Below are 25,780 nucleotides of genomic sequence, written 5' to 3' on the forward strand. Positions count from 1 at the left end.
GATGCTAAGTTTTCTCTTTAGTGCTTAGAATCTTGGCTAATTTAGAAATTATGTAAAAAAACAAGGAGCAGAGATTAAGTAGGATTAAAGAGAAAAAAACTTAGAATCTTAGCGTCTCAGCATCTTAGAAACTTTAAAAAATAACCGAGATTTAAAGACAAAGTAAAGAAAACTTACAACCTTAGCATCTCAGCATCTTAGAAACTTTAAAAAAAAAACATGCAAACAAGAAAACTAGGAAATAGTGGCTTAGAAGTCTCCGCGTTGGGACTGGGCTGCATGGGAATGAGTTTTGGCTACGGGCCAGCTCATGATAAAAAAGAAATGATAAGTTTGTTGCGTTCTGCTTACGAAAAAGGAATTACCTTTTTTGATACGGCAGAATGTTACGGACCATTTTTGAACGAAGAGTTATTGGGAGAGGCATTATCGCCTTTTCGCAATAAAGTTGTAATTGCCACAAAATTCGGCTTTTTGGAAGGCGATTCTAAAAAAGGATTAGACAGCCGTCCAGAATGGATAAGAAAAAGCATTGAAGGATCCTTAAAAAGATTAAACACCGAGGTAATCGATTTGTATTACCAACATCGTGTTGATCCAAATGTTCCTATGGAAGACGTTGCAGGAACTATAAAGGATTTAATTCAGGAAGGAAAAGTAAAACATTTTGGACTTTCAGAAGCGGGCGTAGAAAGTATTCGACGTGCACATGCAGTTCAGCCTGTAACAGCGCTTCAGAGCGAGTATTCTCTTTGGTGGAGAACTCCAGAAGAAGAAATTTTTCCGCTATTAGAAGAATTAGGAATTGGTTTCGTGCCTTTTAGTCCGCTAGGAAGAGGTTTTCTAACGGCTAAAATTGATGAAAACACGCAATTTGACAGTACAGATTTTAGAAATACACTTCCGCGTTTCACGCCAGAAGCCCGAAAAGTAAATCAAGCTTTAGTAGATTTATTATCTAAAATAGCTTCTGATAAAGGAGCAACAAACGCACAGGTAGCGCTTGCATGGATTTTGGCTCAAAAACCTTGGATTGCACCAATTCCAGGAACAACCAAACTACATCGTCTGGAAGAAAACCTTGGCGCAACAGATTTAGTACTTTCTGCACAAGATCTAGCAGAAATCGAAAATGCAGCTTCAAAAATAACAATTGAAGGATCAAGATACCCAGAACATCTGCAGAAAATAGCAGGGAAATAAGTTTCTGAGATTCTAAGACGCTAAGATACTAAGCAACTAAGAGAAAACTCAAAACCTTAGCAACTTAGAATCTTAGCATCTAAAAAAAAGCATCTAAAAAAAACAAACCCCTCAAGCAATTCAACTCTTGAGGGGTTTTTTTAGCAAAGATTTGAGGTTCTTAGATACTTTATTCTTAGAATCTCAGAACCTTAGAATCTTAGCGTCTTAATTACTTTTTGTCTAGATTTTGTTTCAGCATTTTAGCATGTTCTAAGTGCGCTGTTAAACCTGCAATATTGTTAGAAGCCCAAGTTCTTACTTCCTGATCATTAGCATCTTTTGCAGCTTTATCTAGTTTTTTAATCGCTTTTTCGTGACCATCAATCATCATGTCTGCGAATTTTTTATCGAAATCAACTCCCGTTTTTTCGTTTAGTTTATTGTATTCCTCTTGACCTTCTTCAGTTAGAGAAGTTGGTAGAGTAAAGTTTTTTGCTTTTGCTAAAGCACTAACTTCCGAAGCCGATTTAGTGTGCTCATCAACAAGCATTTTACCAAATTTTTTCACTTCAGGGTTTGTACTTTTTGTTTGTGCCAGTTTACCGATTTCGATTTCAGCTAAATTAATTTCAGCTTGATCTACTAAAAATTCAGAATCATCTTCTTTGCTATCAATAGAATCAAATTTTGCTTCATTTGCATCTTCTGCAACTTCTTTTGGATCCTCTTGTTTAGTTTCGTTTTTACAAGATTGAAGGAATAATATAATAAGTCCTGCTCCTAAAATGGCTTTTCCGGCTAATAATAACTTTTTCATGATTTTAATAGTTTAAATGTTATGATGTAAAATTATTAAGAACATACAGGAATGTCTTACAGGATTTTGAGAGATTGTTATAGGATTTGGATGCTCTTTTATAATTAGAAAATGTATGTTTGTATATTAGGAAGTAAAAAGATTATTCATGAAACAAAAAATTACAATTCTATTTCTTTTAGCTACAGCTCTTGTATCAGGCCAAATCAATTATAAAGGTTTCATTGATAAATATCCAATTGAATTTGTAACCGATATTTATTCTGACGGGCAAGGATCGGCAATTTATGCTTATTCCAATTATGACACTCCAATTGTTTTAAATGCTAAGTTGAAAGGAACTACTTTGGGATTCACTGAAAAAGATAAAAATAATAAAGAAACGGCCCAATTAAGTTTCGAAAATTATAATGCAGAAAACGATCAATTAAATGGAATTTGGAAAGATTTGATTTCAGGAAAAGAACTTAAAATTAGTTTGACAAAAGAATTTGACCTTAACTATAATAATGGTGAGGAAGGGACAGAAAGGGAAATTCTACAGCCCGTTTCTTTAAAAGGGAAGTATTTTAAATTAATTATTTCAAAAGAAAAAAGAATTTCGGGAGTAAAAATCATTGAAAAAAAGACCGATAAATTGATTCAGAAAATTGATGTAGGAGGAGATTTTTGGGGATTGTTTAGCTTAAATATTGGAGATTATAATTTTGACGGATTTGAGGATTTTTCTGTTTTTGAAACAAGTTATGCGGGACCAAATACTTCTAGGACCTATTTTCTGTACAATCCGAAAACAGAAAAATATTTTGATGGAGGTTTTACTGGGACTTCTTTAGAATTTGATAGTAAAACTAAAAGTATAGTGGAACACAATCAGTGTTGTGCAGGCAGAAGCATTGAAAGAACCGAATACAAAGTCGTTAATAATAAAATGGTTCAAGTAAAAAAGACTTGCTTAGAATATGACGATAAAACAGGCGATTATAAGAAGATTAAATGTGATTAGCTACTTATTTTAAACTTTTTACTTATACAATCCCAACTCCATAAGAGTTGGGATTTTTTTTTGACTTCTAACATTTCACATTTCACATTTCACAAAAACACAAATTTACATTCCGCCTTTCACAATTCCCATCCCACAAAAATGAAATTTCCAGCCAAAATTCTATAACAGAATCACCTTACTTTTTGAAGAACTTTGACTTATCAGATTTTTAGAAATAATATTAAAAATTAAAGTCATGCCTAATCCAAGAATTAAGAATGAAGCGCAATATGAAGCATTGGTAAAAAAAGGATACAGCAAAGAAAAATCGGCTCGTATTGCTAATACTCCAGATGCAGGGAAGAAAGGTGGAAAAGCGAAACCTTATGACGAATGGACAAAGGAAGAACTTCTCAAACAAGCCAGTAAAGTAGGCATAAAAGGAAGATCTTATATGAATAAAAAAGCCTTGATTGAGTCTTTAAGAAATAATTAGAATTTAAAATAAAATAGTAATGCGATAAAAATAATAATATCATGAACGCCACAGCCAAAAAAGAAATCTTAATGAATCAGCTGATAAAAGCGCCACATTTAGTAATTGAAAAACTAGATTTGGAGTACATCAATGATTATCAATTGACAATTGTACGCTGTCGCGAAGGAGGAAATTTCGTTTATAAAAAGAACGGAAAGAATGTAAAAAGCAAACATGAAATTAAACGCATTAATAGTCTGGTACTTCCGCCAGCTTGGGAGAATGTTCGTATCACCGATATTACAAATGGACATTTACAAGCCGTAGGAACTGATCTTAAAAACAGAAAACAATATCGCTATCATCCAAAATGGAATTTGATTCGAAATCAGACCAAGTTTTATAAAATTGCTGAATTTGGGTCTAAACTTCCAGCGATTAGAAAGCAAGTTGATCTTGATCTGGAACAGAAGGAATGGTCTAAAGAAAAAGTAACCGCTTTGGTCATTCGATTAATGGAAGAAACGCATATTCGAATCGGAAATGAGAAATATGCCAAAGACAACAAATCGTACGGACTTTCGACTCTTAGAAAACGTCATATTAATATCAATAAGAATTCGCTTCGATTTGAATTTGTTGGCAAAAAAGGGAAACAGCATACCATTACGACCCGAAACAAACAATTGATCAAACTGGTGAGCCGTTGCGAAGAAATTCCAGGCTGGGAAGTTTTTAAATATTACGATAAAAACGGAGAGAAAAAAGTACTGGACAGTCATATGGTCAATGAATATCTGCACCATATTTCGGGAGAATATTTCAGTGCGAAAGATTTTAGAACCTGGGCAGCCTCTATTATTTTCTTTGAAAGCCTAATGGAAATAGGAGTGACTCCAGATGAAAAAGAAATCAAGCAGAATATCATAACTGCTTTTGATCTGACAGCCGAAGCGCTCGGAAACACCAGAAAAGTATGCAAAGATTATTACGTTCATCCGCTTTTGATTTCGACTTATGAAGATGGTTCTATTCAGGAGTATTTTGATAAGGTCAAAAAAAGCAGAAGTACGAAAAAATATTTTACAAAAACAGAAAGTGCATTCTCGGAATTGATTCAAAATTATGAGATCAATCTAGAAGCATCATGTCAATAAAAAGAGTTGGAGCATCTCTCCCAAAAGCTTCAAAAGTTTGGAATACAAACAAAATCATTATTAACTAAAAAACTATTATTATGTTACGTTGGACAGTCACTTTTATTATTCTAGCCATAGTGGCGGGAATATTTGGTTTCGGTGGAATTGCCGCTGGAGCTGCTAGTATAGCAAAAATTTTATTCTTTATATTTTTAGTTCTTTTTGTTATTTCTTTAATAAGCGGAAGATCAACAAGAGTATAGAAGAAGTATCAGTAAATACAAACAAATCAAAAACGACACATTTCATTTAGTAAATGTGTCGTTTGTGGTTTCATTAAAAAAGCCAAATCATGGGAACAAAAAGCGGTGCTTACCAGGATGTTTATATCAAAAGAGAAGATGAAATGGTAAGCCTAAAGAATGATGTGACAGATTTTTGTGAAAAGTATATAAAACCTGTTCATCCTAAAGATTGGGATTGGTCGGTACGTGATTTTGAAAATCCTGAAAATGATCCGACAACTGCAGAAGCACGAGCTATTGCAAATGTGGTTTTTAAAGATTTAAACGATAAAAATCACACCGATGTTGATCTTTCTACAATGAATAATGTTCATGCAATAAAAGCTTATCTAGATCCAAAAAGTAAGCATGAAGCTTTTAATATGGAAGAATTCGCTTTTGCATTAAAAGTAGAGTTGGAACACGGTAGAATAAAAGACGTAAATGTAACTAATAACCATCCGTTTTTGACCGCTATGATTGCGCTTGCGCACATGACCGAAAGTCTGACTTATTATAAAAGACTAAAAGTAATGGAAGCGGAGGGTGAGATTTATGAAATTATCAGAAAAATAGAATCATCGCCAGTCGGTAAAGAAAAATGGTATATAGAATTAGGGAAAGCTGAACAAGAGCTTAATGAAGCCAGAGCTGGATTAGCCGAGCGTTTAGCCCGAATGGACGATATTCCAGTATTGAAAATTATTGGAGATTAAGTAGTTAAGTTTTAGACTCAAAACAAAACCGTCTCGTTCTTTAACGAGACGGTTTTGTTTTTTCGTAGAATGAACTATTACAATCTTCGTGGATCATTTTCGGGATACCTTTCATCATCCTTATCTTCCTGAACATCGTCTTCGATATAATCAGTATCATCTTCTTCTTCAATATCCTCTTCGATGTACTCGTCTTCATCATCATCGTCATCGTCTTCATCATCAATGTCTTCCAAAACATCTTCGGTTTCGTTAAAGTCGTATTCGTCTTCTTTTAAATCGGAAGGATTGTCAAATTCGTCATTTTCTTCTACATAATTATCATCTTCCAGTTCAACTTCATAAACATCGTCGTTGTTGTCTTCGAGATCTCTGTCAGTATGAAAATCGTCGTTTAGATCGTCCAAATCATCATCACTTACAAAATCGTCTTGATCTGGATTTGGTCTGTTCGGATTATAGCCGTTTCTTACCGTATAACCTCGTTCTGCAATTTCGCGATTATCATTATCGGGTTTTTTAATATCATCTTTAAGATCTTCTGCAAGGTTTCGATCATTTGAGAAATGATTTTTGAAATCTTTATTCGTGCTGTTGTTTTTATCTATAGTATTCATGATCGCTGTTTTTTAATGATTATATATACAAAGCTAGCATGAAGTTGGCGGAATATATTATAAAATTATTTAGTGTAATTCTATAATTAACAGATGTTTAGAATGGAATTTTAACTTGTAATCATATAACCAGTCTGATAGTACAGGCAGTAATTTTACCATCATATTAATCATAAAAACTATTACCATGAAAACTACAGATAGTAAAAATGCAGCTGCTGCAAAAGAAACTACACCGAGAGGCGTTACGAAGCCGAAATCTAATGCCGCTTCAGGATTAACCGAATTATTTGAAGATGGTTTAAAAGATATCTATTGGGCAGAAAAAGCACTTTTAAAAGCTTTGCCTGTAATGGTTAAAAATGCTTCTTCTGTTGAATTGAAAGATGCAATTGATAATCATTTAACCGAAACAGAAGAACAAATTGTCCGTTTGGAAGAGGTATTTAAAATTATTGGCAAAAAAGCAACGGCAAAAAAATGCGATGCGATGGAAGGTTTAATTGAAGAAGCCAAAGGAATGCTGGAAGAAACGGAGCTTGGAGTAGTGCGTGATGCAGGAATTATTGCGGCAAGTCAGAAAATCGAGCATTACGAAATTGCCACTTACGGTACTTTAAGACAATTTGCAGAAACGCTTGGTTTGCCAGAAGCAGCAACTTTATTGGAACAAACACTCGATGAAGAAAAAGGAGCCGATAAAACACTTACAGAAGTCGCTGTAAATGCAGTGAATCTTGAAGCTGCCGAAATTGAATAGCGGTTTGAAAAATGAAATAAAAGTGCAGTTCTAAAACTGCACTTTTTTAGTTAAATAAAAAATACAGTATATGCCCGAAGGTCCGTCTATAGTCATCTTAAAAGAAGAAGTGCAACAATTTACTGGACAGAAAATAATTTCTGTATCTGGAAATACGCATATTGATATTTCTCGACTGAAGGATAAAACGATTCTTGCCTTTAAAACCTGGGGGAAGCATTTTTTAATCTGTTTTGATTCTTTTACGGTAAAAATTCACATGCTAATGTTCGGAACCTACCGAGTTAACGAGCGCAAAACTTCAAAACCCAGACTAAGTTTAGTTTTTGATAAGGGCGAAATTAATTTCTACACCTGCTCAGTTAAAATCTTAGAAGGCGATATCAATTCTCATTATGATTGGAGTGTTGATGTAATGAATGAAGATTGGAATCCGAAAAAAGCACAGATGAGTATTGAAAAAATGCCTGAGAAAATGATCTGCGATGTACTATTAGATCAGGATGTTTTTTCTGGAGTGGGCAATATCATAAAAAATGAGGTTTTGTATCGCTGCTATGTTCATCCAGAGTCGATTGTGGAGAAGATTCCGCCTCATCTTATAAGCCAGCTAATTGCTGAATCTTCTATTTACAGTTTTGAATTTTTATACTGGAAAAAGAAATTTGAACTGAAACAACATTGGGAAGCTTATACCAAAAGTATTTGCTTACGATGTAATCTGCCGTTTGAAAAAAAACAGACGGGAGAACGAAAACGCAGAAGCTTTTTCTGCACCAATTGTCAACAACTATACAAATGAAAAATCAAGTAATAATAGGATGTTCAAGTTTTTATAACAGTTTTTGGAAGAATATTTTTTATCCTCAAAATCTGCCTTCAAAGCAATGGTTTGATTTTTATTGCCATCATTTTGATACGTATGAGTTTAACGGAAGCTTTTATAAATTTCCGACTGTTCGTATTTTTCAAAATTGGTACAATAAAACGCCTGAATCTTTCAAGTTTTCGGTTAAAGTACCAAAAGAAATTACGCATATTAAAAAATTGCAAGAATGCGAAACTCTGCTCAATGACTTTTATGAAGTTTGTAAAGAAGGAATGAAGGAAAAACTGGCAACAGTTTTATTTCAATTTCCGCCGAGTTACGTTTTTAGCCGAGAAAAATTAGAAACCATAATCAATAGTTTGGATTATAATTTTAAAAATGTAGTCGAATTTCGTCACGAAAGCTGGTGGAATGATGAGGTTTGGACTGTTTTCAAAGAAAATAATATTACCTTTTGCAGTGTAAGTTATCCTAATCTTCCTAAAACTATTTTTAAAGATTTTCCACTGCTTTACATTCGTTTTCACGGAATCCCGAAATTATTTCATTCTAGTTATTCTACAGAAGAATTACAGCAAATAAACCATCAGATTCATTCCAAAAAAGGATTTGTATATTTTAATAATACAGCAAGCGAAGCGGGTATTTTGAATGCTCTGGAATTGAAGAGAATGAATGCTTAAGTCTGTCTGTATTTTTTTTAACGCAAAGTTCCCAAAGTTTTTTTTTATTTTGAAGGCTTAATGCATGCGTTAAAAAGTTCGCAAAGCTTTGAGTTTAATTTGCTTTCGGAATAATTTGTTTCACAAACTTATAACTTTTTAACTTGTTATTTCTCTCTCGCAGATTTAGCAGATTAGGCTGATTCTATGTTCAAAATCTGCTAAATCTGCTAAATCTGCGGGAAAAATAATTTATGACTCGAGGATGAAGGACGAATAGGCGAAGTAATTCGTATCTACTTTAAATCTTTTTAATCCTCTTAACCTGTGGCAAAAAAATAACCGCAAAGAGCATAAAGTATACACAAGGCAAGCAAAAGAAAAATCTTAGCGAACTTTGCGTATACTTTATGCTCTTTGTGGTTAAAAAAACTTTAAATAAAAAAGCTACAATTTCAAGCTTCCTTCAATTCCGTCATCCATCGTTTTTCCTGTTACAAAAGCCGCTGTCATTTTAGCAATGGCAACCATTTTTCCGTTTTTGTTGTTCCAATAGTAACCATCTTCAGGGACTACTTTTATAACACTTAGATTCGGATCGTCTACACCGCCAGGCATCCAGATTTTTACAAGAGGATTCCATAATTTTTCGATAGTTTCTCGATCGTATGAAATACTTGCGGTTCCGTGAAGCGTTAGAAATTTATCATGCGGTTCAGAAAAGAATATTTCAACCATCGGATTCAAAGTAATTTCTGCATTCTGACTGCTGTTTCGGTCAGATAAAAACCAAAGCTGTCCCAAATCATCGATTTTCTGAACAGACATCGGTCGTGACTGTAATCTATATTCATTGTATGTACAAAACATACAAGTTTTAATGTGCTCAGCTAGATCTTTTATTTTATCTACTGCAAATTCGTCTGTAAGGTCTTTATGATCGCCCATAATAGTATACTTTTAAGTTATATTTTATAGTTAATTGCTTGACAAATACTATTTTGTTTGTCGTTGATAATAGCTACAAGTAAAGTTGGCTCTTTTTACCCTTTTTTAGATTATATAATTAAGCTTATAAATTATGAGATTTCAATTTGCTGTTTTTGTAAGAAATTAGTTCAAAATCTGTTTGTTACATAAAATTACATTATATTTGAGAGATTAAAATTCTAAGCCAAAAGACGCATGAGAGAGTTTACTATATTCTATACCGACGACGACGAAGATGATTTGTGTATTTTTGCTGATGCCGTAGAATCTATACCTCAGAACATTACACTTCAAACGTATTCTGGCGGACAGAATTTTTTAAACGCAATTTCCCATCCGCCTGTTACGCCTTATGTCGTTTTTTTAGATTTAAACATGCCTGGAAAAAATGGGTTTGATGTTCTAGAAGAACTTCGAACTTCAGATTATAAAAAAGATATTCCTGTTGTAATTTATTCTACTTCAAGCGAACCTGGAATTATTGAAAAATGCCGTAAACTTGGCGCCAATTGCTTTATTACAAAGCCAGTTTTAATGAAAGACATTATAAAATCTATAGAGCACGCAGTACAAATTGATTGGGAAAAATTTATTCCTAATCAATCCAATTTTGTGTTTAAATATTAATTTCAGACAAATCGGGAATGTAAATATTAAAAGTAGAGCCTTTGCCTTTTTCGCTAGAAACTGTGATGAAACCTCTATGGTTTTCAACGATTTTTTTCACGATTGCAAGACCAATTCCAGTTCCTTTGTATTCACTGTCGGTATTTAAGCGCTGAAAAACTTCAAAGATTTTTTCTTTATAAATAGGTTCAAAACCAATTCCGTTATCTTCAACTTGAAGATGGAGGTAATTTTTGTCTTTAAATTCAGCATTAGGAAGCGATTTTCCATCAATTTGCGTAGCAGAAATTTTCACTTTTGGAGGAACACTAGGAATAGAAAATTTCAAGGCATTTTCTACCAAATTATGCAGCAACTGTCTAAACTGAAACTGAATAAGATTGGCTTCTCCTAAATCGTGATATTCTACAACAGCATTTTTTTCTTCAATTCGATCAGAAAAATCACTTATTACTTCTTCTGCAATATCGTCTATTTTAACCGTTGTAAAAATGCGATCGGCAGAATTGGTACGGGAATAGGTTAATAAATCCTGAATTAGATTTTGCATTTTCTTTGCCGAAAACTCAATTCTAGCTAAATAAGTTCTGGCATTTGTAGAAATATTCTGCTCGTCTAGAGTAGCCAATCGGCTTGCGAAAGTCTGAATTTTTCGCAGCGGTTCCTGCAAATCATGGCTTGAGATATAAGCAAATGACTGCAGTTCTATATTCATATTAATCAAATCCCTGTTTTTGAGTTCCAATTGTGTGGTACGCTCTATAATTTGATCTTCTAGTTTATTGGTAAAGTTCTTTTGTTCTTCTATATCAGTGCTTGTTCCAACCCACATTTGAATCTTTCCAAATTCATCCAATTGCGCTATTGCACGGCTGAGCTGCCATCTGTATTCGCCATCATAACGTTTAAAACGGTGAATAAACAGAAAATCATTTCCTGTTTTTACAGATTCCATCCATAGTTTCACATTTTCCTCGCGGTCGTCGGGATGCACAATTTGAAGCCAGCCATTTTTCTCAATTTCTTCTTTAGACAATCCAGAATAGCTGTAAACTGTTTCATTAAAATAATTCAGATTTCCTAGAGTATCACTCGTCCAGATGAACTGAGGTATAGAATCGGCGAGAAGCCTAAATTTTTGTTCGCTCTTCATCAAAACGTGCTGAATTTCTTTTTCGATTGTAAAATCCATCACAGTTCCCAACATTTTAGAAGGTTCGTTATTTTCATCAAAAAAGATTTTACCCTGAACTTTAATCCATGCAATCGAATGATCTACTTTTAAAATTCGAGCTTCATATTTGTAAATTCCTGTTTTTAATGCTTCCGCGAAAGCGTCTAGAACAATATCCTCGTCTTCTGGAAGTACACGACTTCGAATGTCCTGATGCACAATCTTTGTGTTTTTCTCAAATCCGAAAATGTCTAGAATAGTATCACTGTAGATTAGTTTCTTTGTTTTAAGATTTAAATCCCACATGGCAATTTGGGCAATTTCAGTAGACAAACGCGTTCTTGCTTCGGCAGTTTCCAGTTTTTTTCTGGCTTTAACTTTAGAAGTTACATCATAAACCGTACACATTATGCCAGATGCCTTTCCGTTTTTTTCGTATAGCGTAGTATATTCGTAATCCAGATAGAATTTTTTTAGACTTCCTTTAATGTCAACATAAGCGACTGCCTCATTCTCCCGAATCGTTTTTCCATTAAGAACATCATGTAATAATTCAGGATATTTTTGGTTTTTCAATTCAGGAAAAACATCTAGTAACGGAATTCCAATACATTCTTTTTCTTCCTTTTGCCAAATGTTATGCATCATGGCTTTATTGGCCATTTCGATAACGAAATCTTTTCCTCTAAAAATTGCCATTGCAATAGGAGAATCTATTACAATATTGCGAAAAGCTTTTTCATTTTCTGCCAGAAGATATCTGCCTTTTACTTCTTCGGTTACTTCATACGCAACCACAATAACTCCCGTAATCTCGTTTTCTTCAGTTAAAGGATAAAAGACGAGATTGAAATAAGCTAGTTCTTCTTGGTTGTAACGATTTAAGGTTACAGCAAATTCATCTGCATAGTAAGGTTCGCCAGTTTCGAAAACCTTTTTTATAATAGGATAGGCAGTTTCTCTAGTTTCGGGAACAGATTAAAAAATAGATTTGTTTAATATGGCACTTTCTTCTCTATCAATGATATGCAGATAAGTGGTATTGGCCATCTCAACAATAAGATCGGCACCTTTTAAAACACAAATTCCGAGAGGCAATTGTTTAACTGTATTTCTAAAACGTCTTTCGCTTTCTTCGAGTTTTTTAAGAGTATTTATCTGTTTGGTCGTTTCATTACAAATTACCAAAACGCCACTTGTTTTTCCGTTTTCATCATTTACGGGACTGTAGCTAAATGTCCAGTAAACATCTTCCAATTTTCCATTTCTATAAATTGGCAATAATTGGTCTTCGTGCCATGTTGCTTCCCCGTTTTGAAGCACTTGATCGATTAAAGGCTTAATAAAATCCCAGATTTCAGGCCAGTAATCGGCTCCTTTTTGGCCTAGAATAGAAGGATGCTTACCGTTATTTCCTAGACTTGGACGATAGGCGTCATTGTAAAAGCAAATATGATCTTGTCCCCAAAATAAAAACATGGGAAATTTAGAGTTTAGAAGAATTCCTAAAGTAGTTCGAAGGCTTTGAGGCCATGATTCCACAGGCCCAAGGGCAGTTTTACTCCAATCTTTGTCGCGAGTAAGCATACCCATTTCTCCTCCGTTTGCGAGAAAATCATATTTGTTGCTATTCATTAAAATCTTATTTTTCGTCTTGTTAACAAGCTACTTTTCATTCGTATTAAAGTTAGTAAATTCTTGTTTTTGAATTATGTTTTGTTAAAATTAGTGAAAATAAATATTCGCAGAAAAGTGATTTTTAAATGAGGCAAGATTAAAATCGTTAGAGTTAATTTTATCGCTTTCCTATGCGGAAATTTGAATAACAGTTAAAAATAAAAAACAATGAAAAGGGAAGATTCAAAACACGAAACCGATAATATAAAGAGATATCAAGAGGAAGGATACATGGTAAATTATTTATTCGAAAACGACCATTTGATAAATTCAGAAAGCAAAGTAGCCTATAAACCAGAAGATATTTTTATTGTGGCGCATCATCGTTATGAAGGTATGAGTGATCCCGATGATATGTCAATCTTATACATAATAGAAACTAAAGACGGAGGCAAGGGAACTCATTTATTAGGATATGGTCCAACGGCAGATTTGGAAGAAGCCGAATTTTTTAAAGACATTCCGAAAGCCAATTATTCCAAAAATGCAGACATAAACGAATTAACATAAAAGAATAAAAATAGATTGGTATTTTTATTTTGCTGATGAGCAGTTGTTTCAAATTTATTTGAGGCAGCTGCTTTTTTTTTTGGAAGTTGCAAAGATGCTGAGATACTGAGATACTAAGTTTTTTTGCTCTTTGTTTTTTTAAAGTGAGAAAGGTAGAAGTTTAGTTCCTTAGTTTGAATTCATTTGAGGTAGTTTTTTTACTGGTTTTTGAGTTTGAGAAACTTAGTATCTCAGTATCTCAGCAACTTAGCAACTTAGCAACTTTAAATAATAATTATGAAATATCTGCACAAAATTGTATAAAGAATTGACTGACAATATAAACGAAATTTGGATTATAGAAAGTTAGCAACCAAGGTTGGTTTTTATACGTAAATAATTACTAACCGCTTTTACTAAAACCAAACCATATAATGAAAAAACTTTACATAAATACAGGAAGCTTTGATGCTGTTTTTAATAATCTTAAAGAGAGTTTTGGAGGGAAATTAAAAGTTTCTGCCAATGAATACAATTTGACGATTAAATCAAAATGGGCAAAGGGAAGCATTTCTGGCGTTCGTTTTGAAAAAGAGATGTCATATCTGAGTTTTGATTTAACTTTTACTCAAGAACTTAGTTTAAGCATCGAATCGAATCCGTTTGCGCCTGTGTTTTTTGCGTATTGCGAGAAAGGAAACGTTTTGCATAGTTTTGGTGCCGATGGGGCAACTCATTGCCTTAAAAAACAGCAATCGGGTATTATGAGCAATTCTTCTACTATTAACAGTGTATTGCATTTTCAAAGTCACCAGCATATTCAATTCTCTTTAATTGGAATGCCAACAACAATCGAAAATAAAGAAAGTGATTTTGTTTCTCAAGTAAAAAAAATATTTACGAGCAATTCTGGAAATTACATTTATATAGGAGATGAAAACCACAAAATTGGAGAGAAATTTCAGGAACTTAAAAGAATTCCAACTCAAGGATTAGTTCGTTATATACTAATGAAAGGTATTCTTCGCGAAGTTTTAGAACTTGAGATAGCGCAACATAGTTATAATTATTTTACTCCGTTTGAACCTATTTTGAACTTTGCAGTAAAACAATTAAGTGAGATCAGAAAATTATCTCATATGAAATTAACCGCAATTACAGCACCAGTACAGTTTTTAAAGCGAAACCTACAACCTCGAAAATACCAATTGGAATTAAAGTCATACAACCAAAAATTAGCTAGCTAGTAAGCATCCTATATTCTTCACTTTTCAAAAAAACAGCTTTGATCGAGCTGTTTTTTTCATTTTATTATTTATTCTTTTTCATAGTAAATAATGAAATAAACCATGATGAGATTTAAAATGAAAGAAATACTATTGGTCAGAATAATTGGAAAGTCTTTTTTGAGAATTCCGTAAACAATCCATACCGCGATTCCAAAGGTCAAAATACTGAACATCCGTAGCGAAATTTCTTTTACTTTCTTGGTTTTCCAAACCTTTATAATTTGCGGAATCGTAGACAGTGTAATACACCCTCCAGCAAAAAGTCCGATGATATCTATAAAATTCATTTTTTAAGATTTGTTAAGTTGGTTTAAAATAATCTCGCAAAGGCGCAGAGTCGCAAAGTTTTGTTTCTATAGCTTAGCTTAGTAAAAGGCTTTGCGACTCTGCGCCTTTGCGAGATAAAATCACAAAATCTTTAGGGCTCTTGATGGTTAAAAAACTCAGAACCTTAGCATCTCAGAATCTCAGCATCTTAGAAACTAACCAACCAATTCCCCTCCATTAATATGAATAAATTGCCCTGTAATATAACTGCTGTCTTCGCAAGCCAGAAATACATAAGCTGGTGCCACTTCAGAAGGTTGTCCAGCTCTTTCCATCGGATTGTCTTTTCCAAAATCAGATAATTTATCAAAAGTGGCTACAATTAAGGGCGTCCAGATTGGTCCAGGTGCAACGCCATTTACGCGTATTTTCTTTTTTGCCAGCATAGTCGAAAGCGAACGGGTAAAACTCACAATTGCGCCTTTTGTACTCGCATAATCTGCTAAGTGTTCGCTTCCGCGAAAAGCCGTAACAGAAGTAGTATTTATGATGCTATCACCTTCCTTTAAGAAAGCAAGCGCTGCTTTTGTGATATAAAAGAAAGGATAAATATTAGTTTCAAAAGTTTTATGGAGCTGCGCCGAAGTTATTTTTTCTATTTCTGTTTGCGGAAACTGAGTTGCAGCATTATTTACCAAAACATCAAGACTTTTAAAAGTAGTATGGCATTTTTTAATGGCACTTTTACAAAACTTTTCATCTTTCAAATCACCATTAATCAGCAGGCATTGCTGGCCTTCTTTTTCGATCATTGCTTTGGTTTCAAGTGCATCTTTATCTTCTTTTAAATATACAATTGCAATATTAGCGCCTTCTCTTGCAAAATGTACCGCAACACTTCGGCCAATTCCGCTGTCGCCACCAGTAATAAAAGCCGTTTTTCCGAATAATTTACCGCTTCCAACATAGTTTTCTCGTATAATTTCAGGCTCCGGATTCATCATGTGTTCATTGCCGGGAAGATTTTGTTTTTGCTCGGGAAATGTTTGTTTCTTTTTCATGATTTACTCTTTTTTAAGCTTGTAGTGTCATTTAAAATTACCAGATAACTGCAATTTTACTTGTCTTAAAAGATATTTTGTTTGCCTCAATAAAATCAAAAAGGGAAAACTTGTATGAAAATACATCTAATGGGCTGTGAAGTTAAAAAAATAAGAAATTTCTAATAAGTTAAGAATCATGCAATATGTTTCATGTGATAGTGAAAGATGGGAATTTTGTAACTATTTTCGATTTAGATAAAAAACCTGCTCGTTATTTTTTTTATACATTTGAGAATTTCCACATAATTTTTAAGAGTTACTTCGGCGATTCTTTAAAAAAATAAGAAAATTTTTAAATTTCACTTTAAATTCAAGAGTTTTGATTTACAACCGATTTAGCTTCAACATGGCATGGTATTAATTGTAGACGATATAAGGGCCAATATTATTGCCTTAAAGAAAACATTAGAGCTGCATAATATCGATGTCGATAGTGCCGAATCTGGAGAAGAAGCTTTAAAGAAAATCCTAAAAACAGATTATTGTCTGATTATTATGGATGTTCAAATGCCGGGACTCGATGGTTTTGAGGTAGTAAAAATTCTTTCTGGAAATATACGTACAAAAGATATTCCTGTTATTTTTCTTTCGGCACTTAATACCGAGAAAAAATACATCTTTAAGGGGTATGAAACAGGTGCTGTGGAGTACATTACCAAACCTGTAGATAGCGATTTACTGATTTTAAAAGTAAAAACCTTCATTAAAATCTACGAACAGCAAAATGAACTTAAAGTCATGAAAGACCTTCTTTCTAAAGAAATAAAAATTAGAAAAGAAGCGCAGGACAATCTTGAAATAAAAATCGCGGAAAGAACAAAAGAACTGGTTCAGAAAAATGAAGAACTGGAACTTCGAAATCACGAATTGCAACAGTTTTCTTGGGTGGTATCGCATGATTTAAATGAGCCAATTAGAAAGATTCAAATCTTTATCAAAATAATAAAAGACCTTTACTTAAAGGCAGACGACAAAGCAATCGATTATGTTGACCGAACAATAAAATCGGCAGAAAGAATGCAAACTTTAATTACCGATCTTTTGGCTTATTCAAGGCTTTCTGCTCAGGTAAAACCTGAAAAAACAGATTTGAATGTTGTTCTGCAGGAAGTGTTGGGAGATTTTGATTATTTAATTGAGCGCAAAAATGCCACAATAAAAACCAACGAACTTCCAACAATAGATAGTATTCCGAGCCAGATGCGCCAGGTTTTTCAAAATCTAATAGGAAATGCTTTGAAATTCTCGGGTAATGAAGAAAAAGCGGTAATTGAAATTACTTCGGAAACTATTTTAGAAAAATCAATCGAAAGTCCGACTTCGCCAGAAGGCAAATTTTGCAGGATTACAGTAAAAGATAACGGAATTGGTTTTGATGAGATTTATCTTGATCGTATTTTTATTATCTTTCAAAGTTTAAACGATCGTCAATCTTACGAAGGAACAGGAATTGGACTGGCAATTGCTAAGAAAATAATCGAAAAACATAACGGATTAATTACAGCTAAAAGTAAAGTGGGAGAAGGTGCAAGCTTTATCATTGTTCTTCCTTTAAAATACGAATAAAAATAATTTAGAATATATGAATGGTAATTTTAAAAGAAATTTATTAATCAGTTCACTAGTTTCACTGCTTGTACTTACGATTAGTTCTGTTGCCTCTTTTATTAGTATTAAAAGTCTACTAAACAGTAACTTTTGGGTAAACCATACTCAGGATGTAATATATAACCTAAACGAAGGTTCCTCAATTATTACAGAAGCCCAAACCAGTATGAGAGGTTATCTACTTACAGGCGATGAGCAGTTTGTGGACCGTTTTAATGATGCTGAAGCGAAATCAAATACTTATTTTGATAAGTTGGACGAACTTACATCTGACAATCCTTCACAGAAAAAATTGCTAGAAGAATTACGCTCTAAACGTTCCGGTTTCTTTAAATATCTAAACAATCAGATTGTCAAAAAACGTTTAAGCAAAGAAACGTTGATTTTTGATTTGAATGAAGGCAGAAATATGATGAACGAGATTAAGGCGATCGTCAGGAAAGTTGAAAATACAGAACAAAAACTTTTAGAAGAACGCAACTCCAATTCAGAACGTTACGGGAATTATAGCTTAGCTTTAATTGTTGTTGCTTTCTTTATAGCCTTTCTTATTTCTATTGTTTTCCTAATCAGAATTCTGAAGGATTACAACGAGAGAACTTTATTGCAGCTGGAATTAGAGAGAAAAGATAAAGAAACAGCTGAAAGACTTGATGTAATAAGCGGTATTGCAACACAAATTTCTAAAGGAAATTATGATGTTCAGATAGACGATAGAAAATCAGATACTTTAGGAGCTTTGGGCGCATCCATTCATAATATGAAAGATTCATTAAAAGATTCTTTCGAATTATTATCTCAAAAAGAATGGCTTCAATCGGGAGTTGCAACTTTGAACGATAAAATGCTGGGAGAAAAAACAATCCAGAAATTATCTAAAGATGTAATCGAATTTTTATGCCAATATACCAATAGCAGTGCCGGAGTTTTGTATGTGATTGATGGAGAAGAATTGACAGTTACAGGAGGTTACAGTTACATACCGAGTAAAAACAGAGAAAGAATCAAGAAAGGCGAGGGGTTAATTGGCCAGTCTATTGTTTCTGGGAAAATGCTGGAACTTAAAACGCTTTCTCCAGATGATATTCAGATCAATTATGCATTGGGAGAAATAAAACCTACGCATATCGTGGCATTGCCATTAATGGATTTCAAGATTGAAGGCGCAGTGGAACTGGCTAGCATTTACGGATTTTCTGTTTTGCAGCTTGAATTCTTGAATATTGTGGCAAATAATATTGGAATTGCGATTAAAGCGACCCAAAACCGTAAAAGGGTAATGGAACTTCTGGAAGAAACCAAATCTCAGTCAGAAGAATTACAGATTCAACATAGCGAATTGGAAGCTATAAATGCAGAATTGGAAGCACAGACCGAAAAACTGCAAGCATCGGAAGAAGAACTTCGCGTACAGCAGGAAGAATTGGAACAAACTAATGAAGAATTGTCTGAAAGAAGCGTTTTATTAGAAGAAAAAAACACTGAAATCCAAAAGAAATCAGAAGCTTTAGAATTGACTACGCGTTACAAATCGGAGTTTTTGGCCAATATGTCTCATGAGTTGAGAACACCGCTGAATTCGATTTTATTGCTGAGTCGTTTATTGTCTGAGAATAACAATAAAACAATGAACAATGAAGAAATTGAATTTGCAAAAGTAATTCAGAGTTCAGGAAATAGTTTATTAGGTTTAATTGATGAAATCCTTGATTTATCTAAAATTGAAGCTGGAAAAATGGATCTGGAATTCTTGGATGTTTCGACCAAAGAAATTACAGATAACCTATATAACTTGTTTTATCTGGTTGCAAAAGAGAAGGGAATTAATTTTGAAATTATTGCCAAAGATGCGCCAATTGTCATTAAAACAGACAAAATGCGTTTGGAGCAGATTCTGAAAAACCTGATTTCGAATGCCATTAAATTTACCGAGAAAGGAACCGTTTCTCTTGAAATAAAAGTAGATACAGACGATGAGAAAATAATCTGTTTTATTGTAAAAGATACCGGAATCGGAATTCCGTTAGATAAACAGCCCTTAATTTTTGAAGCCTTCCAGCAAGCCGACGGTTCAACAAAACGCAAGTATGGCGGAACTGGTTTAGGATTATCAATTAGCCGTGAATTGGCCAAATTACTGAGAGGAGAAATTGTATTGCATAGTAAAGTAAACGAAGGAAGTACGTTTACGTTGTGTCTTCCCGTTTTAGGATTTGCGATCAACAAAGTTTCGGTAAATAAAATTCCACATGCAGAAGAAATCGAAGTAACAACTGAAAGTGATGAGGAAAGACCGAAATACATCAGTGAAGTTATTCCGCAAGAAATTGAAGATGACAGAGATTCAATTGTAGAAGGTGATAAAGTGATTTTGATTGTAGAAGATGACATCAATTTTGCCAAATCATTATTGGCTTTCACTCAGAAAAAAGGGTACAAAGGAGTAGTGGCAGTAAGAGGTGATTATGCCTTGAATTTTGCTTTAATTTATAGACCAATCGGAATTTTATTGGATATAGAACTTCCAATAAAAAGCGGATGGCAGGTTCTGGAAGAATTAAAAAACCATTCTCATACCAAACATATTTCGGTACACATTATGTCTTCGCATAAACTGAAACAAGAAAGTTTATTAAAAGGAGCGGTAGACTTCTTAGACAAACCTGTTGCTTTTGACCGAATTCCAGATGTTTTTAAACGTATCGAACATATTATAAACAAAGAATCGCAAAAGGTTTTAATTATTGAAGACAATCCGAAACATGCAAAAGCACTGGCGTTTTTCTTAGAAACGTATAATATTAACTCGGAGATTAAAAGTGAAGTATCAGAAGGTTTATCGTCTTTGGGCAAAGAAGAAGTAGACTGTGTAATTCTCGATATGGGAATTCCAGACAAGCAAGCCTACGAAATTCTAGATGGTGTTAAGAAAAGTCCAGGTTTAGAAAATCTGCCGGTAATTGTATTTACAGGAAAAAGTCTTTCAATAAAAGAAGAACTGAAAATTAAGAAATATGCCGATTCTATTATCGTGAAAACGGCACATTCGTACCAGAGAATGCTCGATGAGGTTTCGCTTTTCCTTCACTTAGTAGAAAATAAGAAAGAAGGAACTGCAGGAAAAGAAAGCAGTAAAAAACTGAATTCGTTAAACAATATTTTATTCGAGAAAAAAGTATTAATTGTAGATGATGATGTGCGAAACATTTATTCGCTTTCTAAAGCTTTGGAAGCCTTTAAAATGACTGTTATTACGGCTTTTGATGGAAAAGAGGCTATTAAAATTTTAGATGAAAATCCAGATACCGATGTCGTATTGTTAGATATGATGATGCCTAATATGGACGGTTACGAAACGGCAGAAAAAATTAGGAGCAATCCTAAATTTCTTAACCTAGCCGTAATTGCCGTAACGGCCAAAGCCATGACAGGCGATAGAGAAAAATGTATTAAAGCGGGAGCTTCAGATTATATTACAAAACCGGTCGATGTCGATCAGTTATTATCGCTGCTTCGAGTTTGGTTATACGATAAAATCTAATCTTAAAAAATACTGTACATGGAAAAGAAAAAAGTATTGATTGTAGATGACGATTCTAGAAATATTTTTGCTTTAGTAAATACCTTAAAGGCAAAATCTTTTGACTGTCTGTCTTGTTTAAGTGCTGAAGAAGCCTTAAAAATATTAGCAAATGACAATTCAATTGACGCCGTTTTGATGGATATGATGATGCCCGAAATGGACGGTTATGAGGCCATTCCGCTCATTAAAGCCATTCCGTCTCAAGAGAATACTTTTGTAGTTGCCGTCACAGCGCAAGCTATGGCAGGAGATAAAGAAAAATGTTTACAAGCCGGAGCAGATGCATACATCTCAAAACCTGTAGATGTAGATAAATTACTTCACATCTTGGGAGAAATTTAAATGAATTATGATTGAAGATATTGAATTAGAGACTCTCATTAATGAAGTTTACGAATATTATGGTTTTGATTTTGGAAGTTATTCAAGAGCCTCACTAAAAAGGCGTGTAAGCAGGGTATTTACTTTGGATGGATTTAAGCATTTTCATGAATTTCTGTCTAAAGTTCGTACCGATCCAGAATATTGCAAAAAAATGATTGATGAAATAACGGTTAACGTTACAGAAATGTTTCGTGATCCGTCTTTTTATTTAACGCTTCGAAAAGAAATTCTTCCTTTGCTAGGAACCAAACCTTTTATCAGAATTTGGCATGCTGGCTGTTCTACAGGAGAAGAAGTGTATTCGATGGCGATTATGCTCAAAGAGGCAGGTTTGCTGCATAAATCAATATTGTACGCTACCGATATAAACGCTACGGTTTTGGAAACGGCAAAAAGCGGTATTTTCCCGCTGAGAATGATAAAAGATTATGCCGATAATTATCGTGAAGCGGGCGGACAGGAAGATTTTTCAGATTATTACATTGCCAATTATGGGTTTGCAAAATTTAATGAGAATCTATCGGAGAAGATGGTTTTCTCTCAGCACAATCTGGTTTCTGACACTTCGTTTAATGAATTTGATCTGATTTTGTGCCGCAATGTTTTGATTTATTTTGATAATAATCTGCAGAAAAGAGTGGTCAATCTATTTGATGACAGCTTGGCTGTTTTAGGTTTTTTGGCACTTGGAACAAAAGAAACTATAAAGTATTCTATATCTCAAACCAAATACAAACAATTTGATAAAGAGAAAATATGGAGAAAAATAAAAGAGTAACAAATTGTAAAGTAGTTATAATTGGCGGTTCGGCAGGAAGTTTGCAGGCATTATTGCAGATTTTACCTTTTATAGAAAAACCTATTTCTTTTGCTATTGTCATTGTTGTTCACAGAAAAAACTCCGACGAACAAACCTTAGAAGATTTAATCGCTTTAAAATCAAAAATAAAAGTAAAAGAGGTCGAAGATAAAGTAAAACTTGAAGCAGGATTTATTTATATCGCGCCTTCCAATTATCATTTATTATTTGAAAAAGAAGAAACGTTGTCTTTAGACACTTCAGAAAAAATAAACTACAGTAGACCAAGTATAGATGTTTCTTTTGAGTCTGCAGCAGAAATATATGGTCAAAATTTAGTTGGGATTCTACTTTCGGGTTCCAATTCGGATGGTACAGCAGGATTGAGAGCAATTCAGGCAACGGGCGGAATTAGTGTTGTACAGAATCCGCTTTCTGCAGATATGCCTTTTATGCCCAATAATGCGATTTTGCATACAGTGCCAGATTTTATTTTAAAAACCGAAGAGATTTTAGAGTTTATAAAAGAAATAAATCAAGAATCGGAAGTTGATTGAAAAGGAGGTTTACTCTCTCTGAGGCTTTTCATATCCAGATAAATTATGCTATAGAATTAGTTTCTCCTATGTTTGCAAAATAATTTAGATTTAGTCCCAGAGGGACGAAATATTTATAGCAAATAATTATAGACATAAGCAAGAGCTCCAGCGGAGCGAAATATATTTTTTGAATATAAAAACTATTTTTTCTCGTCTTCTGGAAGCACAACTTTATTCAATTCAGCTTCTTTTTCGGCTCTTTTCTGTGCCGCTTTTCCTTTTCCGATCGGAATTCCTGCCGTCACATACAAAGATCGGTTGTATTGATTATTTGGACCATCTCCTTTCATCACCGTAACAAGTCCGTAATAATATTGAACGGTGATGTTTAAACCGTTTCCAACATTCATATGATAGCCCGCACCGAAGGCAAGTCCAGCATCTATAACATGAATCTGATCTCTAATATTTTTCTTGTAAACCACATCATCTTTGTTGATTTCGTTTTTAAACTCATCAAATGCTTTGGCTAACAAACCAAATTGAGGTCCCGTTTTGAGATAGATGTTATTTTTAAATTGGTATTTAATTAATATCGGAACATTAAAATAACGTATTTCACGATTTACATGTCCGCCCGCAAAAGTATTGTCTAGATTTTCATCGTTTAGAGAATACACCGGAATCTCTTTTGCTCCCATAGGAGATTTTACAATTACTCCAGTATTGATCATCCACGCCGGATTTTTTCTTGATCTAAAGTCAAAATAAAAACCAAGATTAAATCCTGGATTTAAAGCAGAAGATCCCATGTTTGAAATGGTAGAAAAATTTGCACCGCCTTCCAGACCAAATTCTAAAAACTCTGAGTTGAGTTTATCTCCAAAGATTAAGGAAATCAAAACTTGTGACTGCGCCGTGGAAATACAGAAGAAAGCAAAAACGATTAATAAAATCTTTTTCATATAATGGATGAATTACAGTCCAAAACGGTATTGCAAACTTCCCAATACTTGTGTACGAGAACCTAAGAAACCGCACTCTGCACGAAACATTACATGTTTACTGAATTGATACTGAGACCCAATAATAAAGTTCCACATGTCTTTTGGTCTTTTTTGAAGGGAATATTGAACAGATGAATCTGAGGCTGTGCTCAGTGCTCCGTCAAGAGTTGCAAGGAATGTTCCTGCTCTTTCTAAAGCTCTGTCGGCAGTGTTATGTTTGGCTACATTAACTGGATTTTTTTGTTCAGCTGGAGTTAAACCATCCCACCATGCATCTACTTTTGTCTGATTGTCAGAAACTTTTTGAAGTCCGCTGTCTACTTTAGCTTGAGCACTGCTTAGATCAATAAAATCAGATAAAGGCAAATCACCATTTGTATCTCCAGAAATATGAACTCTAAAACCTCCAACCCAAACCGCTATATTGGTGTCTGGTTTATTGAATTTAAATGTTTTTCCTAATCTCGGACCAAAAACATAGGAAAAAGCAGGTTTATCTAGGGAACTAATATCAGTCCAGGCCATGTTCATATCCAGAGCCAGCCAGCCACCGCCAATACCAATTGTTGGTGTCATACCTATACCAAAAGTAGTAGCGTCAAAATTTGCTTTGGTGCTAAAATTGGCGACTTCAGACCAATTGTTATCTGCATCTGGCACCCAAATACCAGCATTAATTTTAGTTGCCGTTTTGGCTTTTCCAAAAATTCCATAAATATTTAAAAAGGGAAGCAGCCAGATATCAGGTCTAATAGTTAGCGCACCAGCTTCAACCGTTGATTTATCAAATCGTACAATTTCATCTAAGTTATATTGGGGCCCATGATTAAAACCAATGTTTAAATCATTAATGACAATTTCAGATTCCTGCCAAAAATAATTAACAGAAACACCTGCAGAGTAGGGAAGTTTGTATCCTTTTTGAGCTACTTTCTCACCCCAGATCGGTAAAGCGTACGGATATTTTTCGACTTTAAGACTGTCTTTTAATTCTTCATTTTTTTTCCCTACAATTTTGTCGGTATAAACCTGCCCGAAAATTTGCATGCTAAATAGTAATAAAAAGGCTGATATTAGTGTATTACATTTCATTGATTAGAGTGTTTTAATGTTAATTAATTAAACTGCGAAAAATAAATATGTACTAATGAGGTATGAAAAACTTTTTATTCTGTATGCTAAATAGGTTTTGTTGTAAATTAAAGGCTTAATAATGTGTTAATTAATGTTAAAGTTAACGAAATTTTCTTACCTACGACAAAAATTAATAAGAAAATGATAAAAGCCTTAAAAATAATTTTTGTGCTATTTTTCAGTATTTTTCTTTTAGGAATTATTAGCATGACTTACCAATTGAAAAAATAATTGTATTTTTACGACTGTGAAATGGATAACAATCATATTATCAATTTACCTGCTGGCATTGTCTAATATGCCATGTGCCGATATGGAAGTAAACAGTGCTATGCATAAAACAGCTCAGTTTGCTTCAGAAGACAATCATTCGCACGACAAAGACAATGATTTATGTTCTCCATTTTGTGCCTGCAATTGCTGCGGCGCACAGGTTTTAAGTTACCATTCTGCCGTAAGTTTTGAATTTCCTAAGACTTACAATCAAATCTCAATTGCATTACCAAGTTACAGTTCTGTTTTTATTTCCAATTTCTATGGAAGTATTTGGCAGCCCCCTCAAATAGTATAATGATTAGGCCTGTTCGATAAAGATCGAAAACGGGCGAGAGAGTTGTGGACTTTCCACACTTTTA

At 33.9% G+C, this 25,780-nt stretch carries 27 protein-coding genes; 18 read left to right on the forward strand and 9 right to left on the reverse strand.

Annotated elements, in window-relative coordinates; all coding sequences use genetic code 11:
* Positions 1–219 precede the first annotated feature (219 nt).
* Complete coding sequence (locus tag SOM12_RS05530; protein ID WP_320492695.1) at positions 220–1,203, forward strand: aldo/keto reductase; 984 nt, start codon at positions 220–222, stop codon at positions 1,201–1,203.
* Positions 1,204–1,414: 211 nt separating this feature from the next.
* Here SOM12_RS05530 and SOM12_RS05535 read toward each other — a convergent pair whose 3' ends face one another.
* Positions 1,415–2,002 (reverse strand): DUF4142 domain-containing protein, encoded by a 588-nt coding sequence (locus tag SOM12_RS05535; RefSeq protein ID WP_095927616.1) that lies wholly within the window; start codon positions 2,000–2,002, stop codon positions 1,415–1,417.
* Positions 2,003–2,150: 148 nt separating this feature from the next.
* Between SOM12_RS05535 and SOM12_RS05540 the strand changes: the two genes are divergently transcribed.
* The 5 genes from SOM12_RS05540 (at position 2,151) to SOM12_RS05560 (ending at position 5,607) form a co-directional block, all read left to right on the forward strand.
* Positions 2,151–3,008, forward strand: a complete 858-nt coding sequence (locus SOM12_RS05540) for an XAC2610-related protein (protein WP_320492696.1) — start codon at positions 2,151–2,153, stop codon at positions 3,006–3,008.
* 238 nt (positions 3,009–3,246) lie between these two features.
* On the forward strand, positions 3,247–3,486 hold the full coding sequence (locus tag SOM12_RS05545) for a DUF7218 family protein (RefSeq protein ID WP_320492697.1): 240 nt from the start codon (positions 3,247–3,249) through the stop codon (positions 3,484–3,486).
* A 41-nt stretch (positions 3,487–3,527) separates the two neighbouring features.
* Entirely contained in the window at positions 3,528–4,625 is a 1,098-nt protein-coding gene (locus tag SOM12_RS05550; protein ID WP_320492698.1) for a DNA topoisomerase IB, read from the forward strand.
* An 80-nt stretch (positions 4,626–4,705) separates the two neighbouring features.
* On the forward strand, positions 4,706–4,870 hold the full coding sequence (locus SOM12_RS05555; protein ID WP_008463190.1) for a DUF1328 domain-containing protein: 165 nt from the start codon (positions 4,706–4,708) through the stop codon (positions 4,868–4,870).
* Between the two features lie 89 nt (positions 4,871–4,959).
* A complete protein-coding gene (locus SOM12_RS05560) occupies positions 4,960–5,607 on the forward strand; it encodes a DUF5661 family protein (protein ID WP_320492699.1) in 648 nt (215 codons plus the stop codon).
* Between the two features lie 77 nt (positions 5,608–5,684).
* Here SOM12_RS05560 and SOM12_RS05565 read toward each other — a convergent pair whose 3' ends face one another.
* Positions 5,685–6,224, reverse strand: coding sequence for a hypothetical protein (locus SOM12_RS05565; protein WP_320492700.1), 540 nt, complete (start codon positions 6,222–6,224; stop codon positions 5,685–5,687).
* A 187-nt stretch (positions 6,225–6,411) separates the two neighbouring features.
* On the opposite strand from SOM12_RS05565, the gene SOM12_RS05570 reads away from it, so the two are divergent.
* The 3 genes from SOM12_RS05570 (at position 6,412) to SOM12_RS05580 (ending at position 8,496) form a co-directional block, all read left to right on the forward strand.
* Positions 6,412–6,984 carry a ferritin-like domain-containing protein gene (locus SOM12_RS05570; protein ID WP_248726458.1) on the forward strand — a complete coding sequence of 191 codons (573 nt, stop codon included), beginning with the start codon at positions 6,412–6,414 and terminating at the stop codon, positions 6,982–6,984.
* A 70-nt stretch (positions 6,985–7,054) separates the two neighbouring features.
* Positions 7,055–7,786 carry a DNA-formamidopyrimidine glycosylase family protein gene (locus SOM12_RS05575; protein WP_320492701.1) on the forward strand — a complete coding sequence of 244 codons (732 nt, stop codon included), beginning with the start codon at positions 7,055–7,057 and terminating at the stop codon, positions 7,784–7,786.
* On the forward strand, positions 7,783–8,496 hold the full coding sequence (locus SOM12_RS05580; protein ID WP_095927609.1) for a DUF72 domain-containing protein: 714 nt from the start codon (positions 7,783–7,785) through the stop codon (positions 8,494–8,496). The genes SOM12_RS05575 and SOM12_RS05580 overlap by 4 nt, the downstream gene beginning before the upstream one ends.
* A gap of 426 nt (positions 8,497–8,922) precedes the next feature.
* Here SOM12_RS05580 and SOM12_RS05585 read toward each other — a convergent pair whose 3' ends face one another.
* Positions 8,923–9,423 (reverse strand): pyridoxamine 5'-phosphate oxidase family protein, encoded by a 501-nt coding sequence (locus SOM12_RS05585; RefSeq protein ID WP_248726461.1) that lies wholly within the window; start codon positions 9,421–9,423, stop codon positions 8,923–8,925.
* 237 nt (positions 9,424–9,660) lie between these two features.
* Between SOM12_RS05585 and SOM12_RS05590 the strand changes: the two genes are divergently transcribed.
* Positions 9,661–10,092 carry a response regulator gene (locus SOM12_RS05590; RefSeq protein ID WP_320492702.1) on the forward strand — a complete coding sequence of 144 codons (432 nt, stop codon included), beginning with the start codon at positions 9,661–9,663 and terminating at the stop codon, positions 10,090–10,092.
* Here SOM12_RS05590 and SOM12_RS05595 read toward each other — a convergent pair.
* Complete coding sequence (locus tag SOM12_RS05595; protein ID WP_320492703.1) at positions 10,082–12,064, reverse strand: PAS domain-containing sensor histidine kinase; 1,983 nt, start codon at positions 12,062–12,064, stop codon at positions 10,082–10,084. The two genes, SOM12_RS05590 and SOM12_RS05595, sit on opposite strands and share 11 nt — an antisense overlap.
* Positions 12,065–12,244: 180 nt before the next feature.
* Positions 12,245–12,901, reverse strand: a complete 657-nt coding sequence (locus SOM12_RS05600) for a PAS domain-containing protein (protein WP_320492704.1) — start codon at positions 12,899–12,901, stop codon at positions 12,245–12,247.
* A gap of 210 nt (positions 12,902–13,111) precedes the next feature.
* Here SOM12_RS05600 and SOM12_RS05605 point away from each other — a divergent pair, with 210 nt between their 5' ends.
* Together SOM12_RS05605 and SOM12_RS05610 are read left to right on the forward strand one after the other, a co-directional pair.
* Entirely contained in the window at positions 13,112–13,453 is a 342-nt protein-coding gene (locus tag SOM12_RS05605) for a hypothetical protein (protein ID WP_095927605.1), read from the forward strand.
* Between the two features lie 413 nt (positions 13,454–13,866).
* Positions 13,867–14,679, forward strand: coding sequence for a hypothetical protein (locus SOM12_RS05610; protein ID WP_320492705.1), 813 nt, complete (start codon positions 13,867–13,869; stop codon positions 14,677–14,679).
* Between the two features lie 68 nt (positions 14,680–14,747).
* Here SOM12_RS05610 and SOM12_RS05615 read toward each other — a convergent pair whose 3' ends face one another.
* Positions 14,748–15,008, reverse strand: a complete 261-nt coding sequence (locus tag SOM12_RS05615; RefSeq protein WP_095927603.1) for a SemiSWEET family sugar transporter — start codon at positions 15,006–15,008, stop codon at positions 14,748–14,750.
* A 195-nt stretch (positions 15,009–15,203) separates the two neighbouring features.
* Positions 15,204–16,049 carry an SDR family oxidoreductase gene (locus SOM12_RS05620; protein ID WP_095927602.1) on the reverse strand — a complete coding sequence of 282 codons (846 nt, stop codon included), beginning with the start codon at positions 16,047–16,049 and terminating at the stop codon, positions 15,204–15,206.
* Between the two features lie 393 nt (positions 16,050–16,442).
* Here SOM12_RS05620 and SOM12_RS05625 point away from each other — a divergent pair, with 393 nt between their 5' ends.
* Genes SOM12_RS05625 through SOM12_RS05645 form a run of 5 tightly spaced genes read left to right on the forward strand, consistent with a single transcriptional unit; the run spans position 16,443 to position 23,022 of the window.
* The gene (locus SOM12_RS05625) at positions 16,443–17,657 is read left to right on the forward strand and encodes a hybrid sensor histidine kinase/response regulator (protein ID WP_095927601.1); all 1,215 of its coding nucleotides are present in this window, start codon (positions 16,443–16,445) and stop codon (positions 17,655–17,657) included.
* 16 nt (positions 17,658–17,673) lie between these two features.
* A complete protein-coding gene (locus tag SOM12_RS05630; protein ID WP_320492706.1) occupies positions 17,674–21,240 on the forward strand; it encodes a response regulator in 3,567 nt (1,188 codons plus the stop codon).
* 18 nt (positions 21,241–21,258) lie between these two features.
* Complete coding sequence (locus SOM12_RS05635; protein WP_095927599.1) at positions 21,259–21,624, forward strand: response regulator; 366 nt, start codon at positions 21,259–21,261, stop codon at positions 21,622–21,624.
* 7 nt (positions 21,625–21,631) lie between these two features.
* Positions 21,632–22,444, forward strand: a complete 813-nt coding sequence (locus SOM12_RS05640; RefSeq protein ID WP_320492707.1) for a CheR family methyltransferase — start codon at positions 21,632–21,634, stop codon at positions 22,442–22,444.
* Positions 22,423–23,022: a chemotaxis protein CheB gene (locus tag SOM12_RS05645; RefSeq protein WP_320492708.1), complete on the forward strand. Its 600-nt coding sequence runs from the start codon at positions 22,423–22,425 to the stop codon at positions 23,020–23,022. The genes SOM12_RS05640 and SOM12_RS05645 overlap by 22 nt, the downstream gene beginning before the upstream one ends.
* 182 nt (positions 23,023–23,204) lie before the next feature.
* On the opposite strand, the gene SOM12_RS05650 is transcribed toward SOM12_RS05645, so the two are convergent.
* Together SOM12_RS05650 and SOM12_RS05655 are read right to left on the reverse strand one after the other, a co-directional pair.
* Positions 23,205–23,969 carry a porin family protein gene (locus tag SOM12_RS05650; RefSeq protein WP_320492709.1) on the reverse strand — a complete coding sequence of 255 codons (765 nt, stop codon included), beginning with the start codon at positions 23,967–23,969 and terminating at the stop codon, positions 23,205–23,207.
* Between the two features lie 12 nt (positions 23,970–23,981).
* Positions 23,982–25,103: a hypothetical protein gene (locus tag SOM12_RS05655; protein WP_320492710.1), complete on the reverse strand. Its 1,122-nt coding sequence runs from the start codon at positions 25,101–25,103 to the stop codon at positions 23,982–23,984.
* Positions 25,104–25,392: 289 nt separating this feature from the next.
* Between SOM12_RS05655 and SOM12_RS05660 the strand changes: the two genes are divergently transcribed.
* Positions 25,393–25,716, forward strand: coding sequence for a DUF6660 family protein (locus tag SOM12_RS05660; protein ID WP_320492711.1), 324 nt, complete (start codon positions 25,393–25,395; stop codon positions 25,714–25,716).
* The last annotated feature ends 64 nt before the right edge of the window (positions 25,717–25,780 follow it).

Source organism: Flavobacterium sp. CFBP9031 (assembly GCF_034044945.1).
Classification (GTDB): Bacteria; Bacteroidota; Bacteroidia; order Flavobacteriales; family Flavobacteriaceae; genus Flavobacterium.